Here is an 18,232-nt window from a genome sequence, read left to right on the forward strand (position 1 = left end):
GATCTTCACCCCGCAGCGCGTGTTGAGGAGCTGGAAGCCATGAGAAAAGCCCGGCGCTTCGCCAGGTTCGCCGCCGTCTGGCCACTGGTGGCCGCCACCCTCGCCACCGGCGCACCCGCGGCCCAGGCGGCGGACGTTCCCCCGAACCCGCTGCAGAAGCCGGGTTGGGTGCTCGACCGCCACGACGAGTTCAACGGCTCCCTCGACCAGAGCTTGTGGATCACGAACTACCTGGAGTCGCGCACACCGGAGTGGCGTTCACGGGCGCGATACGGGTTCCGCAACAACGCCCTCGTCCTGCGCATCGACGACGACCAGCCGACCTACTACGCGAGCGGCGACAAGATGAAGGTCTCGAGCATCCAGACAGGACAGCGCACCGGCCTGCACAAGACCTCGCCGCAGGACCACACGATCCCGACGATCTGGAAGTACGCGCCCAAGTACGGCTACTTCGAGATCCGCGCGAGGACGTCGGCCCGCAGCGGCCTGCACGCCGCGTTCTGGACGGTCGGCAGGCAGGACACTCCGCAGCAGAGCGCGGAGATCGACGTGATGGAGCACCCGGGACGAACTCCCCGGAACTTCAACTTCAACCTGTTCAAGTGGAACGACCCGAACATCCAGCAGAACACCCAGTCCGTCGGGGTGGGCTTCGACGTCGCGGGCGGGATGCACATCTACGCGCTGGAGTGGACGCCCACCCAGATCAAGCTCTACGTCGACAACAAGCTGACCAGAACGGTGAACCAGTCGCCGGCCTACGCGTCCGGATTCCTGCTGGGCATCTACGAGAACGCGGGCTGGACCGGCGACGTCGACCCCAATGACCCGCGGCCCAAGGAGTTCGTCGTCGACTACTTCCGCGCCTACCGCAGGTAGCGGCCTGACCGCGGCTCTCGCTGCAGAAGGCGTCGATCGCGAGGCGGGAGGAGCTGTCCGTGCTCACCCTCGGTCGTTGGTGCCGTAGAACATGCCGCCCTGACCCTGCACCAGGAGGAACAGTGCATCTGTCCGCAAAGGCATCGATTCGCAAGAAGACGATCCACATGATCCGCTCCCTCGCGGTCGCGATGATCGCGGCGAGTCCGTTCGTCCTGACCGCCGGTCCGGCCACCGCGGCCGGAAACGTCTACTACGTCGCCCCGAACGGCAACGACGGCGCGGCCGGCACCCAGGCCGCGCCGTGGGCCACGATCGCCCGTGCGCAGACCGCGGCCAAGGCGGGCGACACGATCTACTTCCGCGGCGGCAGGTACGCCTACACCCGCGCGACCAGCGCCTGTTCGGGCCAGACGGGCAGGGTCGACGCGATCACCCTGACCAAGAGCGGCACCTCGGGCAACCCCATCCGGTACTGGGCACAGCCGGAGGAGAAGCCGGTCTTCGACTTCTCCGGCATGAAGGAGGACTGCCGCATCAAGGGTTTCGACGTCACCGGCAGCTATCTCCACCTCAAAGGGCTGGAGGTCACCGGCGTCCCGCAGAACAACAACCTCAACCACGAGTCGTGGGGCATCTGGATCTCCGGCAGCAACAGCGTCTTCGAACTCCTCAACACCCACCACCACATGGGACCGGGCCTGTTCATCAGTGGCGGCAGCGGCAACCTCGTCCTCAACTCGGACTCGCACGACAACTACGACTCGCGCAGCTCCAACGGCGCGGGCGAGAGCGGTGACGGATTCGGTTCGCACTACTCACCGGCCGGGAGCCCGTCGAACGTGTTCCGCGGCTGCCGGGCCTGGCAGAACTCCGACGACGGGTTCGACCTCATCCACACCTACGCGTCGGTGCTGATCGAGAACTCGTGGTCGTGGCGCAACGGGTTCGTGCCGGGGATGACGACCCCGGCGGGCAACGGAGCCGGGTTCAAGATGGGCGGCTTCGGCAACAAGTACGACGCGGGAGCGGTCAAGCACACGGTCCGCTTCTCCGTGGCGTTCAACAACAAGGCCGCGGGGTTCTACTCCAACCACCACCCGGTGGCCAACGACTACTTCAACAACACCGGCTACGGCAACCGTCCCGACTTCGACATGCTGGGCATCACCTCGAGCGGTGCCGCGACCGGCAAGGGCACCCTGCGCAACAACATCGCGTACACCGGCACGTTGCTGTCGAACATGACCGGCACGACGGCGTCGAACAACTCCTGGAACCTCGGCGTCTCCTTGTCGGACGCGCAGTTCCGCAGCGTGTCGACGTCCGGGTGGGACGCGCCGCGGCAGGCCGACGGCAGCCTGCCCGCGCTGCCGCACCTCCACCTCGCCGCGACCAGTGCGTTGATCGACAAGGGCACGCCGGTCGGCCTGCCCTTCAGCGGGAGAGCGCCGGATCTCGGCGCCTTCGAGAGCGATGGAAGGTGACGACGTGAGGTGTTGGAAGCTGTTCGTCGCCGCGGCCGCGGTGGCGGCGACCCTGACCCCGCTGCCGGCCGTGGCGGGACCGGTGGAGCACGGATTCGCGGACCTGGTCGCGGACTACCAGACGCGGACGCGGGCCAAGTACACCGACGAGTCGTGGGCGCCGTTCGCCCAGGCGCTGACCACCGCGTCGAAAGTGGCAGGTGACCGGACGGCGAGCACGTCGCAGATCGCCGCCGCGAAGACGGCGTTGATGAAGACGGCAGGTGAGCTGAAGGCCGCGGACGAAGGCACGTTCCAGACCATCACGAACGACACCTTCTGGAACGACACGAACGGCAACCCGATCTACTCACAGGGCGGTGGTGTCTTCAAGTTCGGTGACACCTACTACTGGTACGGCGTGCACTACACCGGCGCGGAGCTGTACCGGGCGAACCCGACGAAGAAGTTCGACGGCAACGTCAGCTTCGTGTCCATCCCGGTCTACTCGTCGAAGGACCTGGTGAACTGGAAGTTCGAGAACAACGTCGCCACGCGCTCGACCAAGATCCAGAACGGCGCCACCCTGGCCTCCTCCGGCTGGGTCGGACGGCTCGGCGTCACCTACAACGAGAACACCGGCAAGTACGTGCTCGCCGTGCAGGCCTTCGTCGACGGCGCGGACGGAGTTCTGCTGCTGCAAGGAGATTCGCCGACCGACTCGTTCGACTACGGCTACTTCCAGACCCAGATCACCAACTCGCCGACGACCGGCACCGGTGACCAGACCGTGTTCACCGACGACAACGGCAAGGACTACCTGGTCTTCTCCAACCGCAAGGGCAGGGGACACGCGTTCGTGGCCAAGTTCCGGGAGTCGGACTCGCTGCGAATCGAGCCCGCCATCGAGATCAGCTCGAGCTCCACGGGCCGTGAGGGCAACGCGATGTTCAAACTCGGCGGCCGGTACTACCACGCGGCGTCGGACCTGCACGGCTGGAACAGCTCCGTCACCCACGTCGTGGAGTCCGGCAGCATCCAGAGCGGCTACTCCAGCGAGTACACGCTCCCCGGCACCGAGATGGACTACAGCCACGTGACCCAGACCGGGTTCTTCGTGACGGTCCAGGGCACCAAGCAGAACACCGTGATCTTCGCCGGTGACCGCTGGTCCGACTTCGCCTGGAACGGAATCGGCTACAACCAGTGGATGCCGGTGACGAAGTCCGGTGCCCGGCCCCAGTTCCACTCGGTGAGCCAGTGGCAGTTCAACGCGACCACCGGGGAGTGGCGAGTCGGGCCGCAGAACAACTACGTGCTGAACCCGGACTTCCAGGCCGACCGGGTCATCGTGTCCACGCTGACGGGGTGGACGAACTTCCGCGAGTCGGGCCCGAGCAGCATCGTGACCAACGTCAACGGTGGTGCGAACGGCAGCCGCTTCGGCCTGCAGATCGGCGCTTCCTCGTCGTACGCCGGCGGCGTGCGGCAGCAGGTCACCGTTGCGGCGGGCACGTACAAGCTCGCCTTGTCCGCCAAGACGTCCGGATCGCTCAGCGCTGCCCAGGTGACGGTCACCGACTCCGCCGGTGGCTCGCGGACGCTGAACGTCCCGGCGTCGAGCGGCTGGACGCGGCGCGAGCTCGCGAACATTCCGCTGGCCGCGGGAACCGTCACGGTCACCATCCGTGCAGCGAGCGGCAACGGTTATCTGTACGCGGACGCCCTCTCGCTCGTCCGCACGGCCTGAGGCTCACAGTCCACTCAGGAAAGAATGGTGACGGGGGAGCTTCCCGGAACGTTCAGGTTCAGGGCAGCTCCCCACATCAACATGTCTGGTTGATGTTCAGCCGCCCAGCTGGGCTTCCCACTTGATCTTCGAGCCGGAGGCGTCGGAAGGGAGCCGGTTGCGCGCGGCGGTGTCGCCGTACATGGTCCAGCGGGCCCAGTCGACGACGGTCTTCGGGAAGCGGCTGTCGCTCCAGAAGCTGGTGTGGCTGCCGCCGATGAAGGTGAGGAAGGCCTTGGGCCACTTGATCTCGTTGTAGGCCTGCCGGGCGGAGGAGTAGCTCGTGGTCGAGTCCTTGTCGCCGTGGACGAACAGGACCTTGGCGTTGACGGAGCTCGACGGGTTGCCCATGTCGACGCACGACTGCGGATTGGCGGAGATGATCCGCTTGTCCGGCCACGAGGTCAGCAGGCCGTGGGTGACCATGCCGCCCAGCGAGTGACCCGAGACGCCGACGCCGATGCCGGTGTTGATGTGCCCGGCCAGTGGGCCGTTCGTGTTGAGGGCGAGAGTGTTGGTGAGGATCTGCGAGACGTCCTTGGAGGTGTTGCCGTTGTTGACGTCGTTGAAGTTGTGGTTGAAGTGCGGTGCCGGGACGACGAAGCCCGCGGCGGCCAGCGCTTTGATGATGAACAGGGAGTTCTGCGGGCTGCTGCCCCAGCCGTGGGTGAAGTTGTAGATGGGGAAAACGCCGGCCGCGACCGGGGCGTTCGTCATCGGGTTGCCGCCGGCCGCGCCGGTGGCGGGGTAGTAGACGTAGGTGGTGCACGGGCGGCTGCCGCGAGTCCAGTCGTAGCGTCGCACGCCGACCGCGAACGGCGTGGTCGGTGCCGTGGCCAGCGGGTTGGCGGGTGCGGCCAGAGCGTGCCCCGTGCCGAGCAGGGTCGCGCTTCCCGCGGCTGCGGCGGCGGCCGCGCTCAGCTTCAGGAAGGCACGTCGTTGCAGTGACATGATGAGCTCCTTGCAGGGGAATGTGTGGACCACGAGAGAACGGTGGCGGCCGCCTGTGAAGGATGGTCGATCCACAAGAGACGGGCAGATTCACCCGAACCGGCCCGCGGATCGACGAGCACGCGTGGAAAGCGCTTACCTGTGATTCTAGTGCGCTAAGCGCCAGGTAGCATCAGTTCGACTGCGTTCGCATTCGAATGCGGCGCGATGATCGATCGAGGGCGGCCTCACCACTCGAAGTGCGCGCAAAACATGGCGTGGCAACGCAAGGTTCACTGACTCGAACGACGGTACCAATGGCGGGATTGCAGGAATCGGTGAGGTGCCAGCCGCGGCGGTTCGGCGTGAACCAGACCGGTCGGCAACGTCAGTCGAACTGTGCCTGTGCGTGGCCTGTCGGCCGATCCGGATTCGGCTCCGGCGCCAACTCGTATTGGCGTTGTCCGTGCGCCTTGCGCCCGCCGGCAGCCGCGATCAGCTGTCTCGCGGGTACTCGCCGGTGACCAAGGTGTCGTCGACCTTGGTCACCAGCACGTGTCGGCCTGTTCGCTAAAGCGCCGGCACGTGTGCTCGGTAGTGATCGAGGTGCTGTTCGTTGGCGGTGTCCCCGCCGGGCAGGTTGGAGCTTTGCCAGAGAGGGACGGATACGTCGGCGGCTGCGGCGAGTGTGGTCAGGCGAACCAGGAGAAGGTTCCAGAGGTAGACGGAACAGAGGCTGGACAGCGCCCCGGTGGCTCCGCTGGGGGTGGGGACCACGGCGTCGCCGGGCGGGACGGCGGTGTCCAGCAGAACGTCAGCCAGTTCGCCGAGTTTGGCGAAGGATCGCTTCGGGGCCTGGTCCATGTGGGGCCGGGAGGTGACCGCGACGACGTAGGCGCCGCGTCGCTTGAGTTCATCCGCGATCTCGACAGGAAAGGCGTTCACGCCTGAGTTGGAGAAGATCACCCCGACGTCACCGCGCTGAACCCGGTTCTGCGCGGCCAGTGTCGCGGCCAGGCCGGGGACTCGTTCCAGTTGGGTGCTGGCCTGAGCGCCGTGCAAGGGCAGCAAGCCGGGATGGAACAACGGACGCACGCAGGCCAGGCCGCCGGCGCGGTAGAAGGTCTCCAGCACTGCGGCCATGCTGTGGCCTGCGGCCGCGGTGTGCACCAGTCGGCCGGCGCGGACGACACCGAGGAGTCGCTCGGCCACAGTGTCGAGCGCGGCGGCGTTGCGGTCTTCGACCAGGCGGAGATGCTCGCGCATCGCCGCGCCGAAATCGGGAGAGTCCACGGGGTACTCCTTGCTGAGGTGGCGGTGGGGCAGTAGCCTGCCAGATATGGTCTAGACCAACTTGCACTGCTTTGACTAGTCTCACTTCTGTGAACGATCCCGTGTTCCTGATCACCGGAGCCTCCAGAGGCATCGGAGCCGCCACCGCCCGGCTCGCCGCGGAATCCGGCTACCGCCTGGTCCTCGTCGCACGCGACCAACTCCGCCTGGCCGACCTCGCAGCGCAGCTGGACAGTCCTGACAGGACGTTGCCGATCTCCTGTGACGTCACCGACTGGGAACAGCTCAGCGGGCTCATCACCAGGGTGCAGGACACGTGGGGCCGACTGGACGTGGTCTTCGCAAACGCCGGTGCCAGCGTCGTCACCTCCTTCCTCGGCACCCACGGCGCGCCGCCGGACCAGTGGCGAGACATGGTGCTCGCCAATGTGTACGGCCCCGCGCTGACCGCCCGTGCCGCCCTCCCGGCACTGGTCGCCTCCGGCGGTCACCTCGTGCTGACCGGCTCGGCCGCGGGCCGCGGCGTGCGGCCGGGCAACCTCTACTCGGCCACCAAGTGGGCCGTCACCGGCCTGGCTCAGTCCATCCGTGCCGAATGCGTCGGGACCGGTGTCCGCGTGACCTTGATCCAGCCCGGCCTGGTCGACACCGGTGGTATCCCGCCCGAGCGGTCCCACGACCCCAAACTCGACTCCGCCGACATCGCCCGCGCGGTCCTCTACGCGGTCAGCCAACCGGCCACAGTGGACGTCAACGAGATCCTCATCCGCCCGGTCGGTCAGGACGCATACCGCTGAACCGTTCGATGCGCTGCTGTCCGATGTGGAGCTCGCCATGTACCTCGCCGTTTCCGGGTGCTGCTGGATCCGGTAGGTCGGTGTCGCCGTGACCACCTCGATCGTGGTTCGGAGCTCGGTCCACCACTGGTTGGGAAGGTCGACGGCGTGGCTTCGCCCGTCCGGAATCTCCTGATGGACCTCGAAGACGCCGGTAACCTCGCACGAGTCAGGTTTCTCATCCGTGATCGTGACGGCAAGTACTCCGCATTGATCGACGAGATCCTCAGCGACGCAGGGATCGCGACGCTCCTGACCGGCGTCAGGGTGCCCCGCATGAACGCGATCATGGAACGCTGGGTCAAGACGCTGCGCGGCGAGCTCTTGGGCCGCACGCTGATCTGGAACGAGGCCCATCTTCGGCGCGCGCTGCGTGAGTACGAGTGGCACTACAACGAGCACCGTACCCACCGACCCCTCGCCGCGGCAGCACCCTTGCGAGCCCGGCACCAGCCCCTTTTTCCACACCGCGTCCGTGCAGTGGCCGCAGCAGGGCGGTCCCGCGCCGCTGAGTCAACGCGGGACCGCACATCGGCTTCGGGTGTGGGCCAAGTCCCCGCTGCTGGTGTTTGTCGGGTCCCTACCTTCCGTCGCCGTGGCGGGCCGCGATGGCTCGGTCCAGGGTGAGGTGGTCGGCCCAGCTGCCGTGGAAGCCGAAGGGCACCCGGCTGGGGAGCTTGACTCGGGCCAGCGGGAGGTGGTGCAGGTCGGCAGCATCGTGGATGAGTAGTTCGCTGAGGTTGGTGGTGCGGTTCCACCACAGGGAGAGCAGGTAGCCGTCGTCCTCGCTGCGTGCGTTCTCCCGGGCGACGAAAACCGGCTCGCTCGGGCTGGTCAGGCCGTCTGGTCCCTCGACGACGACGGTGCGGTCGAGCAGGTAGTCGTGGCGGGCCAGTCCGTCGGACATGGTGTCGTCGGCGAGCCCGCGCGTCGTGACGAAGTAGCCGTAGCGGTGCGGCCGGCCCGTGTACGCGTCGTTGATCTTGGGAAACTCGCCGAAGATGTCACTGACCATCTCCTCCGTGGCGTCTCCGGTTACCAGGTCGACCCGCCACCGGTGTGGCTGGGCTGGAGGGAACCACTCGTGGGAGCCCAGCGGTGTGGCGAGGCGACCGACGGGGTTGCCGAGCCGAGATATGCGGTGTCCATCGATGATCAGCGCGCCCTCCTGCTCGTAGGCGTTGAAGAAGTGGGTGTTCGCCCAGTGACCACCCACCGCGTGCCAGGTGACCTCGTGGGTGTGGCGGTTCATCAGGACGATCTGTACGCCGTGTTCGAGGGAGTTCTCGTCCCAGACCACACCCGGCTGGCTCTGGGCCACCAGGTCGAGACGGAACTGGGCGGGTGTGACGAAGAAGATGGCGTAGGTGTTGCTCACCGCGAAGTCGTGCATGAGGACCGGCACGCCGATGTCGAAGGAGTGCGAGTCGATGATCCGGGCGGTGTTCACGTCGGCGCGGTACCAGGTGATCGTCGCTCCGGTGGCGGCGAAGAACAGCATGTCGCCGCTGTCCGGGTCGATCTTGTAGTGGCCGGTGCACAGGACGTCGATGCCGCCGTGGAAGTCGTACGTGTCGAGGGTGCGCAGGGTCTCGGGGTCCAGCGCGTGCGGCAGTCCGCCCTCGAAGTAGACGATCAGGTGGTCGTCGAAGATGCCGGCGTTGATGTTGGCGAGGTTCTTGGCAGGTGGAGCACCTTCGGGGAGCCGGCCGGGTGTGCCGCCGTTGACGAAGCCGCTGTAGATCGCTTCTCCGGCCTCGACCTCGACCTTCATCGAGTCCGTCTCGACCCAGCGGGTGCGGTAGGCGGCCCTGCCCTCGCGGAGGTAGATGCCGCACACCATGCCGTCGCCCTCCCACCAGTGGTAGCGGTCGGTGTCGCGGGGCTGGAAGCGGGGGTTGGACGAGACCCGGAACAGCGCGCCCGCGAGGTCGGCCGGTATCTCTCCCACCACCTCCAGGTCGTAGGCCTCGTTCTCCTCCGTCCACGGTGCGAAGGGACCGTTGAGGAACTTGTTGTCCGTGGACCAGCCGACTCCAGCGCCGGTCAGTCCGTTCTGGTGGGGAACGACGGTCATGGGGTTCGGGGGCACGGAAGTCTCCATGTGGTTGCCGGAGGTCAGAAGGGGTAGTGGGGGAGTTCGCCGCGTACGGTGATCCACTGCTGTTCGGTGAAGGCCTCGAGGTTGGCGGCGGCGCCGCCGTGGCGGGACCCGGTGCCGGAGTCGCCGACACCGCCGAACGGGATGAGCGGTTCGTCGTTCACGGTCTGGTCGTTGATGTGGACTAGGCCGCTGGGCACGCGGTCTGCCAGGGCGAGGCCCTTCATGACATCCCGGGTCAGGACGCCCAGGGACAGCCCGTATTCCGTGCTCGCGGCGAGGCTGGCCGCCTCGTCCAGGTTTTCGAACGTGACGACCGGCGCGACCGGCCCGAAGATCTCCTCGGCGTAGGCGGGCGCGGTGAGCGGCACATCGGTGAGCACGGTGGGCCGGTAGAACAGGCCCTCGTAACGACCGCCCGCGACCAGCCTGGCGCCGGCCTCGACCGTGTCCGTGACGACGCGATGGATTTGATCACGTTGTCCGCTGTCGATGAGCGGCCCGACCGCGACGTCCTCGGTGGCGGGGTCGCCGACCCGGAGCGCGTCGGCGTGCTGGGCGAGCAGGTCGGTGTAGTCGTCGGCGACCGAGGCATGGACCAGGTGGCGGCTGGTGGCCATGCAGATCTGTCCGGCGTGGACGAACGATCCCCAGGCGCCGACCGAAGCGGCCTTGTCCAGGTCGACGTCGTCCATCACGACTAGAGCGGAGTTGCCGCCCAGCTCCAGGTGAACCCGCTTGAGATGCCGGGCGGCGGTGGTGCCGATCGCGCGGCCGGCTCGGGTGGAACCGGTGAACGCGATGACGGGGACTCGCGGATGCTCGACGACGGCGGCTCCGACGTCCGCGCCGCCGGGCAGGACGTGCAGCAGGCCGGAGGGCAGGCCCGCCTCTTCGAAGACACGGGCGAGGACGACGCCACCGCTGATCGCGGTGCGAGGGTCCGGCTTCAGGACCACCGCGTTGCCAAGAGCGAGCGCAGGGGCCACCGCCCGCATGGCCAGGATGATCGGCACGTTGAACGGAGCGATGACACCGACGACTCCGACGGGGACGCGGCGAGAGAAGGACAGCCGCTCCTGCCCGGAGCGCAGCAGCTCGCCGTAGGGCGCTCCGGAGAGGGCGGCGGCCTCGTGGCACTCCTCCGCTCCGCCGCCGGTGACCTGGTGGGCGGCGAACGGGCGGGTCGCGCCGGACTCTCTCACCAGCCAGGTCTCGATCTCGTGCTGGTACTCCTCGAACAGGCGCGCGGCACGGCGCAGGACCGCAGCGCGGTCGGAGTACGGCCGGGCGGCCCATTCTCGCTGAGCTGACGCCGCCCGCTCCACCGCCTTGTCGACGTCGGCTGGTGTCGCCGAACCGATGCGGCCCAGCGTCTTGCCGGTGGCGGGCTCGACGGCGTCGTACACCTCGCCCGAGCCGCTGATCCACTCACCGGAGAAGATGCGACCTTCCCAGGTGGTGCTGTCCAGAAATGTCATACCGCCCTCGTTCCACCGAAGATCGTGTCCCTGTCCTGATTGCGGTCTCGGGAGGTTCGCTCCAGGCCGAGCAACGAGTCGGTCGCCAGAGCACCGGGACCGGCGGCGAAGGCAAGCCAGCCGGTGACGGCTCGCAGCACCAGCGTGGTACTTCGGTACAAGCGGAACACGGAAGTCTCCTTCGGAGAGTCGGGGTCTCGGTCAGTGGCTGGGCGAGCCCTGGCCCGCGGTGTCCGCGGGCACCGCGGCGGTGTTCTGGAGGGTGAGCACGGCGATGAGCGCGGCCACCAGGCTGGCGCCTGCGCACAGGTACAGGCTGAGATCGAGGCCGGCTTCGAGGGCCTGGCGGGCCAGCGGGACCAGCGTGCGTGACAGTTCGCCGAGGTCGGCGTTGGCGACGGCGATCGCGCCGCCCTGAGCATTGACGGCGCTGGCCACACCCATGGCTTCGGCGGGGAGATCGGCGGCGCCGAGTTTCGCGGCGAGGGCGCTGCCCGCCGTGCCGAGGGCGACGGCGCTGACGATCGCGGGGCCCAGTGCCTGCCCGGTCTCGCGGACGAGGCTGGTGACCGCGCTGGCCATGCCGGCTTCGTGGATGTCGACGCCGCCGACCGCGACAGCCGTCAGCGCGGAGAACATCGTGATGAAGCCGACCCCCAGGAGCAGGATCGATCCGGCCATCGATGCCAGGTCCGTGGCCTCACCCGGTAGCAGGGCCATCCAGACCTCACCGGCCGCGAGTGACAGCAGACCGCCGACGAGCAGTGCGCGGGGATGCACACGCTGCAGCAGCTTCGGCAGGACGGGCGTCAGCAGCAGCGGGATCGCCTGGATGAGGGCGAACGGCAGGGCGGCCTGGAGCGGGGAAAGGTGGTAGACAGCCTCAAGCTTGATGCTCAGCGCGTATGCGGTGCCGATGAAGCCGAACATCGCCAGCAGACCGATGGCGGCGGCCGCCGCGAACGAGGGGATTCGGAAGAGGCCCAGCCTCAGCATCGGCGCCCGCGACCTGCGCTCCGCGACGAGGAAACCCACGAAGGCGGCGAGCGCGACCACGAAGGCGGACACGATGTGCACCGCGGTGTAGCCGTCGTTGGCACCCTCGATGACGGCGTAGAGCAGCGCCAGCAGGGACACCGCGATGGTGACCTGACCCGGCCAGTCGAGTCCGCGCCCGGCCGGCTGGCGGGAGTCGGTGATCCACCGGGCGCTGACGACCGCGGTGACCAGGCCCAGCACCGCGAGCGGCACGAAGGCCCAGTGCCAGTCGATGTGCTCGGCGGTGAACCCGCTGATCAGCGGGGCGACCATGGCGCCGAACGCCAGGCTGACGGCCCAGTAGGACAACGCCCGTGCGCGGTCGGCCGACTGCGGCGTGCCCGCGACGATCACCGCCAGGGACGAGGGGAAGATCGCCGCGGCTCCAAGTCCGGCGACCGCCTGGCCGGCGATGAGTTGGGTCAGCGTGCCCGAGGTCGCGACGACCAGGCAGCCGACCGTGATCAGGAGACCGCCGAGGACGAGCAGGCGCCTGCGTCCGAAGAGGTCGCCGAGAACGCCGAAGTTCAGCTCGAGGATGGCCGTCGGCAGGATGAACGCCGCGGGGATCCAGGCAAGTGCGGCGGCCGACGACCCGAGGTCCCGCTGGATCTCGCCGATGATCGGGGACGCGAGCGGGATGCCGATCTGTGCGACGCAGATGGCCAGGCAGGCGGCGATCAGGGTGCGGCGTCCCAGCGACGCCGGGTCCTCTGTGGCAACCGGGGCAGCGGCGCTCCCGGCATCGGAACGGGTCATGGGTCCTCCAGCAGCGGCTTGGGCGGTCCCCGGCAGGCTCGCAGAAGCTCCGACACCGATGTCCCGCATATTCGGATACATGTTGTGTAAAACAGGACTCTGTACGGTGCGGCTCGCGCAGTCAAGGGGATGATGTCAGCTTGTTCACGTTGACCGCAGCCTCAGGCGCGCCTAGTGTCCTGCTTATCGAAACAGACGTCCCACGGGGAGGTAGTACCCTATGGCGATCACTGGACTGGGCCACACCGGCTTCTGGGTCGACGACCTGGAGAAGATGCGCGACTTCTACGCACGTGTTCTCGGGCTGACCGTCACCGACGAGGACGACGAGCGGGGCATCGTGTTCTTCTCCTCCCGTCCGGAGGAGGAGCACCACGAGTTCGTCCTGCAGCGAGGCCGTACCGCCCCTCCCGGGGCCAAGCTCACCCACCAGGTGTCGTGGCGCGTGGACTCTCTCGAGTCGATCATCGACTTCCACCACCGGTTCCGGGCCGAAGGCATCGAGGTCCAGCAGGAGGTCACGCACGGCAACGCGATCGGGATCTACTTCTTCGACCCCGAGGGCAACCGCAACGAGGTCTACCTCCGGCTGGAACGTGACGTGCGCCAGCCTTTCCGCAAGACCCTGAACCTCGACCAGGACCCGGCGGACGTGCTCGCCGAGGCCGAGCGGCTGCTGACCGAGGGTGGCCCGTCCTACCAGCCGGTCCAGTAACAGCGGCCCGTACGACGGAAGGTCCTTCATGACGCAGCCACCACCGGTGCCGCGGCCCGACGTGCTCGTCGTCGGCGCCGGCCCGACCGGGCTGACTGCCGCCCATCTGCTCGGCTCGCGGGGTGTGCGGGTACTGCTGGTGGAACGCAACGCCACCACGAGCGACGACGCCAAGGCGATCAGTCTCGACGACGAGTCGCTGCGCACACTCCAGTCGGCAGGGGGCCTGGATGAGGCGGTCTACCCGATCCTCGTGCCGGGCACCGGGACGAGGTACTTCGGTGTCGGCGGGCGGACGCTCGTGCACGCCCGCGGCACCGGCGACCAGCGCTTCGGGCATCCGTTCAAGAACCCGTTCGCCCAGCCCGACCTGGAGCGCGTGCTGCGCGCGCAACTGAACCGCCTGCCCAGTGTCGATGTCCGCTTCGGCACCCGGCTGACCGCCCTCACCCAGCATTCAGACCGGGTGACCGTCTCGCTGCGCGCAGGCGGACAGGGCGAGCCGGGCGAGGACTTGGACATCTCCTACGTCCTCGGCTGCGACGGCGGCCGCAGCACGGTTCGCGACCTGCTCGCCATTCCCATGCGTGGCCGCAGCTTTCCGGACGTGTGGCTGGTGGTCGACACCCTTCAGGACGCGCACGACCAGCGCTACGGCATGCACCACGGCGACCCGGACCGCCCGGCCGTGATCGTGCCGGGGCGGGACGGTCGCTGCCGCTACGAATTCCGGCTGAGGCCGGGTGAGTGCGAAGCCGGTGCACCACCCCCGTTCGCGCTGGTGCGCAGACTCCTCGCGCCCCACCGGGAGATCACACCCGAGCAGGTCGAGCGTGCGGTCGCCTACAGCTTCCACGCGCTGCTGGCCGACCGTCTGCGCCACGGCCGCTGCTTCCTGCTCGGCGACGCCGCGCACATGATGCCGCCATTCGCCGGACAGGGCCTCAACTCCGGTGTGCGCGACGCGGCCAACCTCTGCTGGAAGATCGCCGAGGTCCTGGCGGGAAAAGCTGGCGACACGCTGCTCGACACGTACGACACCGAGCGACGTCCCCACGCCCAGGCCGTGATCGACCTGTCCGTACGGCTCGGCCGCATCGTGATGACCACGAGCCGCCCACGCGCCCTGCTGCGCGATCTGCTGGTGCGTGCGGTCATGCGCACCCCGCCGGGACGTCGCTATCTCACCGAGATGCGCTACCGCCCCGACACTCGCGTGCGGTCGGGAGCGGTCATCGGTGCGGACGGAGCGGGCTGTGGGCTCGTCGGCGCCGTGTTGCCGCAGCCGAGGGTGCTACGCGGACAGCAACATCAGGTCACGCGGCTGGACGACGTCCTCGGACCAGGCTGGAGCCTGCTGGGCATCGGCGTGACCGACGCCGACTGGGCGGCTGTCGCGCGGGCCGGTGTGCCGGACGCCGCCGCGGTGGACGTCTTCTCTGACGACCGGGCACCGCGTGACCAGGCGGGGCGGGTGGGGATCGCCGACGCCGACGGCCGGCTGGACGCCCTCTTCGCCGGATTGACCGGGCATTTCGTACTCGTGCGGCCCGACCGTCTGGTGGCAGCGGTCTTTCCTCCGGACAGGTCCGGACACGTGGGCGCACAGCTGCGCCGCTTCGCCGCCGGCGTGCCCGTTCCAGCTCCCTTCCCGCCTGCCGTTTCCGAGATCCAGCACGACTTCCCAGGAGTAGCCCGATGAGGCTCAGCACCGTCCGTGTCGCCGCCGGCCGTCAGACCGCCGCCGCCCGGCAGGAAGGGGACGAGCTCGTCCTCCTGCCCTTCGCCGACGTCGGCGCACTGCTCGCCGCCGACGACTGGCAGGAACGGGCGACCGCTGGGGACGGCGAGCGCCTGCCCTTGGCCGAGGCGTCCTTGGCACCGCTCGTCCCGCACCCGAACAAGATCGTCTGCCTGGGACTCAACTACGCCACCCACATCAAGGAAATGGGTCGTCCGACCCCCAGGTACCCCACACTCTTCGCCAAGTACGACGGCTCCCTGATCGGCGCGCACGACGAGATCCACATGCCGCCGGTCAGCGACGACGTCGACTGGGAGGCGGAGTTGGGAGTCGTCGTCGGCCGCAGCGGCCGCCACGTGCCACGCGAAAAGGCCTTGGAGTACGTGGCCGGCTACACGGTCGTCAACGACGTCACCGTCCGGGACTGGCAGCACCGCACCCGTGAGTTCCTGTCCGGCAAGACGTTCGAGGCCACCACACCAGTCGGGCCCGCGCTCGTCACCCCCGACGAACTGCCGCCCGGCGCCTCCGGCCTCACCATCGCCTGCAGCGTCGACGGCCGCACGATGCAGAAGGCCAACACCGCCGACCTGCTGTTCGACGTGGCCGACACCATCGCCTACATCAGCACCATCATCACACTGCTGCCCGGCGACCTGATCTGCACCGGAACCCCGGGAGGAGTGGGCGCCGGCCGCGACCCGAAGGTGTTCCTGCGTCCCGGCCAGGAACTCGTCACCACCGTGGAAGGCATTGGGGAACTGCGCAACCCCGTCGTCAAGGACCAAGCGTGAACCGGGTGAGCGGACAGCCGTACGCAGCGACCGACTGCCGACCGCCCGCTACAGTGTCTCGCATGTCAGGAAACGCGTCCCCGAACTATCGCGACCGCAACTCCACCGCCGACCGGGCGCTCGACATCCTGACCATGTTCGACGACACCAACCTCGTCCTCTCCGGAAGCGCCATCGGGGAGCGACTCGGCGTGGCCCGCTCCACCACCTACCGCTACCTGCAGAGCCTGGTGGCAGGTCGCTTCCTCGAAGAGGCGCCGGGCGGAGGCTTCCGACTCGGCCTGCGGGTGCTGGAGATCGCGCGGCTGGCCCGCCGCAGCTACGGCCTCTCCGAGATTGCGATGCCGTTGATGGAGACGCTCGCCCAGAAGGTGCACGAAACCGTGCTGTTGACCCGACGCGCCGGCGACCTGGTGGTGTGCGTGGACCGCGCGGAGAGCTCACGCGCGGTGCGGATCTCCTACGAACGCGGCAGCTCCCTGCCGATCAACGCCGGCGCCTCAGCCCTCGTCCTGCTCGCCTGGAGCCCCGACGACGAAGCCCGCACCCTGCTGGAAGCAGCCGATTTGCGCCGGTTCACCTCGGCTACCCTCACCGACGTCGACGCACTGATGGAACGCCTCGGTCGAATCCGCCGCATCGGCTACTCCGTCACCCGCGGCGAGCTGGACCCGGACGTCATCGGCATCGCCGCGCCGATCCGTGACGAGGACGAACACGTGGTCGCGGCGGTGAGCGTGGTCGCCCTCGCCTCGCGCGTCTACCCGGAGGCCGAGACGGAAATCGCCCAGAACGTCCTGGCCACAGCACAGGAGATCAGCGACCTGATAGCCGTCGTCGCGGGGTGATGCCACTCGGCAGCTATCGCCGATCTCGTCACCCCGAGAACCTGAACCGCGGACGCCATCGATGATGAGTAGTGCGATGGCGGTCTTGCCCGCGCCCGGCCCTCCGCGCACGTGGAGGTGCGCGTCCAGTTGAGCCCCGACGAGGGTGAAGGACGGTTGGCCCGCGAGAACTGCGGCCAGCCGGTCGCGGACAACGCACAGGCGCATTGGATGGCGACACGAGTGACACGGCGCCGTGGGTGAGGTGGATCTTCGGGCAGAGGGCAGCCGGCCGCGCCGTTGCGTCGATCGTCCGCGAGCTCAACGACCGGCACGTGCCGAGGTTCGACCCAGGCGGCCGTCCAGTCCCCGGCGCCGAGCCCGGTCTCCCAGTGCGCGGGCTGCGACCAGTCGCTCTCGCCGAGGTCGGTTCACAACTTGACCTGCCAGGTCACTCGCCGCCCTGAACCGGGCGCCGGGCCGGTGTGCCGAACCAGTACGTGCTGATCACCGTCCAGACTCCCGGAATCCCAGTCGTCCGTGCGGATCCGGTAGGCCGACTGCGCAGTGGCACCGGCGGGCAGCCACCAGGACAACCGCGGCCGGATGACGTCGGTGCCCAGCGGGTTGTCCAGATGTTCGGCACGCAGCCGCGTTGGTGCGGTCAAGGAATCACCGGGCCGGTGGAGAGGGCCGCGCCGTCGACGACACGTCCTTCGGCCACGCGGTTCACGAACGCCGCGATGCGGGTCGCCGCCTCGGTCGCCTCGGGGAGGAACCCCGCGACGATCTGCCAGCAGTGGAACATGTGCGGCCACACGTCGAGCTCGACGGGCACGCCGGCCCGGGCGGCCGTGGTGGCCAGGTTCAGCGAGTCGTCGAGCAGGCGTTCGGCGCTCGACACCTGGATGAGCAGTGGAGGCAGCCCGCGCAGATCGGCGAGAACCGGTGAGACCAGCGGGTCGTCAGCGGGATGCGTGCCCAGGTAGTCGATGCGCATCTGCGGTCCGAGGTGTGCCTTGAGGAGGTACTCCGTGTCCGCGCGCTCGACCCAGCTGCCTGTGTGGAACCGCTCCTCCCGCAGGTCGAACACGCCGCAGAGGAGCACGCCCGCGAGGGCTTGCTCACGGCGCCGCAGCAGCACCGCCGCGGCGAGGTTGGCACCCGCGGACTCGCCGACCACCACCACGTTCGGCGCCAGTGCCGAGGCGTGGTCGAACGCCTCGAGACAGTCGGTGATCGCGGCCGGATACGGGTTCTCCGGAGCCAGCCGGTACTCGGGCAGGACCACGCGGGCGCGGGTGCCCGAGGCGAGGGCGGCGGCGAGCTGGCGCACCATCGCCGCGTTGCCCGACCGAAAGCCACCGCCGTGCACGAGCAAGATCACCAGATCCTCGCGTGGCTCCTCCGGGGTCATCAGGTAGGAACCGTCCACCATGAGCTCGTCGACGACGCCTGGGACAGCTTGGTACAGGGCGCCGACCGTGGCGGCGTTGGCGCGTTCGGCCGCGAGGTCGACCGGTTCGTCGGAACCGCGGAACAGGCCGACGATCTGGTCGAAGGTGTTGCTGGGCATC

16 protein-coding genes are annotated in these 18,232 nt (G+C 68.4%); 9 read left to right on the forward strand and 7 right to left on the reverse strand.

Annotation, left to right across the window (positions count from 1 at the left end; translation table 11 throughout):
• Positions 1 to 39: 39 nt before the first annotated feature.
• From ACWEIJ_RS41200 to ACWEIJ_RS41210, 3 genes are all read left to right on the forward strand, one after another.
• On the forward strand, positions 40 to 882 hold the full coding sequence (locus ACWEIJ_RS41200) for a glycoside hydrolase family 16 protein (protein ID WP_449842730.1): 843 nt from the start codon (positions 40 to 42) through the stop codon (positions 880 to 882).
• A 167-nt stretch (positions 883 to 1,049) separates the two neighbouring features.
• Complete coding sequence (locus ACWEIJ_RS41205; RefSeq protein ID WP_449842731.1) at positions 1,050 to 2,369, forward strand: right-handed parallel beta-helix repeat-containing protein; 1,320 nt, start codon at positions 1,050 to 1,052, stop codon at positions 2,367 to 2,369.
• A 4-nt stretch (positions 2,370 to 2,373) separates the two neighbouring features.
• Positions 2,374 to 4,098, forward strand: coding sequence for a family 43 glycosylhydrolase (locus tag ACWEIJ_RS41210; RefSeq protein WP_449842732.1), 1,725 nt, complete (start codon positions 2,374 to 2,376; stop codon positions 4,096 to 4,098).
• Between the two features lie 96 nt (positions 4,099 to 4,194).
• Here the strand turns inward: ACWEIJ_RS41210 and ACWEIJ_RS41215 are convergent, their stop codons facing one another.
• Both ACWEIJ_RS41215 and ACWEIJ_RS41220 read right to left on the reverse strand, forming a co-directional pair.
• Positions 4,195 to 5,088 carry an alpha/beta hydrolase family protein gene (locus ACWEIJ_RS41215; RefSeq protein WP_449842733.1) on the reverse strand — a complete coding sequence of 298 codons (894 nt, stop codon included), beginning with the start codon at positions 5,086 to 5,088 and terminating at the stop codon, positions 4,195 to 4,197.
• A gap of 549 nt (positions 5,089 to 5,637) precedes the next feature.
• Positions 5,638 to 6,360, reverse strand: a complete 723-nt coding sequence (locus ACWEIJ_RS41220) for a sugar isomerase domain-containing protein (protein ID WP_449842734.1) — start codon at positions 6,358 to 6,360, stop codon at positions 5,638 to 5,640.
• A gap of 89 nt (positions 6,361 to 6,449) precedes the next feature.
• Here ACWEIJ_RS41220 and ACWEIJ_RS41225 point away from each other — a divergent pair, with 89 nt between their 5' ends.
• Both ACWEIJ_RS41225 and ACWEIJ_RS41230 read left to right on the forward strand, forming a co-directional pair.
• The gene (locus ACWEIJ_RS41225) at positions 6,450 to 7,157 is read left to right on the forward strand and encodes an SDR family oxidoreductase (RefSeq protein ID WP_449842735.1); all 708 of its coding nucleotides are present in this window, start codon (positions 6,450 to 6,452) and stop codon (positions 7,155 to 7,157) included.
• A 327-nt stretch (positions 7,158 to 7,484) separates the two neighbouring features.
• On the forward strand, positions 7,485 to 7,823 hold the full coding sequence (locus ACWEIJ_RS41230; RefSeq protein WP_449842808.1) for a hypothetical protein: 339 nt from the start codon (positions 7,485 to 7,487) through the stop codon (positions 7,821 to 7,823).
• Here ACWEIJ_RS41230 and ACWEIJ_RS41235 read toward each other — a convergent pair.
• The 3 genes from ACWEIJ_RS41235 to ACWEIJ_RS41245 all read right to left on the reverse strand — a co-directional run bounded on the left by ACWEIJ_RS41235 (position 7,777) and on the right by ACWEIJ_RS41245 (position 12,575).
• Positions 7,777 to 9,288 carry a carotenoid oxygenase family protein gene (locus tag ACWEIJ_RS41235; protein ID WP_449842736.1) on the reverse strand — a complete coding sequence of 504 codons (1,512 nt, stop codon included), beginning with the start codon at positions 9,286 to 9,288 and terminating at the stop codon, positions 7,777 to 7,779. The genes ACWEIJ_RS41230 and ACWEIJ_RS41235 overlap by 47 nt on opposite strands.
• Positions 9,289 to 9,314: 26 nt before the next feature.
• Entirely contained in the window at positions 9,315 to 10,778 is a 1,464-nt protein-coding gene (locus tag ACWEIJ_RS41240) for an aldehyde dehydrogenase family protein (protein WP_449842737.1), read from the reverse strand.
• A gap of 201 nt (positions 10,779 to 10,979) precedes the next feature.
• Complete coding sequence (locus ACWEIJ_RS41245; protein ID WP_449842738.1) at positions 10,980 to 12,575, reverse strand: MFS transporter; 1,596 nt, start codon at positions 12,573 to 12,575, stop codon at positions 10,980 to 10,982.
• 220 nt (positions 12,576 to 12,795) lie between these two features.
• On the opposite strand from ACWEIJ_RS41245, the gene ACWEIJ_RS41250 reads away from it, so the two are divergent.
• From ACWEIJ_RS41250 to ACWEIJ_RS41265, 4 genes are all read left to right on the forward strand, one after another.
• On the forward strand, positions 12,796 to 13,290 hold the full coding sequence (locus ACWEIJ_RS41250) for a VOC family protein (protein WP_449842739.1): 495 nt from the start codon (positions 12,796 to 12,798) through the stop codon (positions 13,288 to 13,290).
• Positions 13,291 to 13,318: 28 nt separating this feature from the next.
• Positions 13,319 to 14,992 (forward strand): bifunctional 3-(3-hydroxy-phenyl)propionate/3-hydroxycinnamic acid hydroxylase, encoded by a 1,674-nt coding sequence (locus ACWEIJ_RS41255; protein ID WP_449842740.1) that lies wholly within the window; start codon positions 13,319 to 13,321, stop codon positions 14,990 to 14,992.
• Positions 14,989 to 15,828 carry a fumarylacetoacetate hydrolase family protein gene (locus ACWEIJ_RS41260; protein WP_449842741.1) on the forward strand — a complete coding sequence of 280 codons (840 nt, stop codon included), beginning with the start codon at positions 14,989 to 14,991 and terminating at the stop codon, positions 15,826 to 15,828. The genes ACWEIJ_RS41255 and ACWEIJ_RS41260 overlap by 4 nt, the downstream gene beginning before the upstream one ends.
• A 62-nt stretch (positions 15,829 to 15,890) precedes the next feature.
• Complete coding sequence (locus ACWEIJ_RS41265; RefSeq protein ID WP_449842742.1) at positions 15,891 to 16,676, forward strand: IclR family transcriptional regulator; 786 nt, start codon at positions 15,891 to 15,893, stop codon at positions 16,674 to 16,676.
• A 410-nt stretch (positions 16,677 to 17,086) separates the two neighbouring features.
• On the opposite strand, the gene ACWEIJ_RS41270 is transcribed toward ACWEIJ_RS41265, so the two are convergent.
• Both ACWEIJ_RS41270 and ACWEIJ_RS41275 read right to left on the reverse strand, forming a co-directional pair.
• Positions 17,087 to 17,323, reverse strand: a complete 237-nt coding sequence (locus ACWEIJ_RS41270) for a glycoside hydrolase family 78 protein (protein ID WP_449842743.1) — start codon at positions 17,321 to 17,323, stop codon at positions 17,087 to 17,089.
• Positions 17,320 to 18,231: an alpha/beta hydrolase gene (locus ACWEIJ_RS41275; RefSeq protein ID WP_449842744.1), complete on the reverse strand. Its 912-nt coding sequence runs from the start codon at positions 18,229 to 18,231 to the stop codon at positions 17,320 to 17,322. The genes ACWEIJ_RS41270 and ACWEIJ_RS41275 overlap by 4 nt, the downstream gene beginning before the upstream one ends.
• Position 18,232 lies beyond the last annotated feature (1 nt).

The organism is Lentzea sp. NPDC004789 (genome assembly GCF_053601075.1).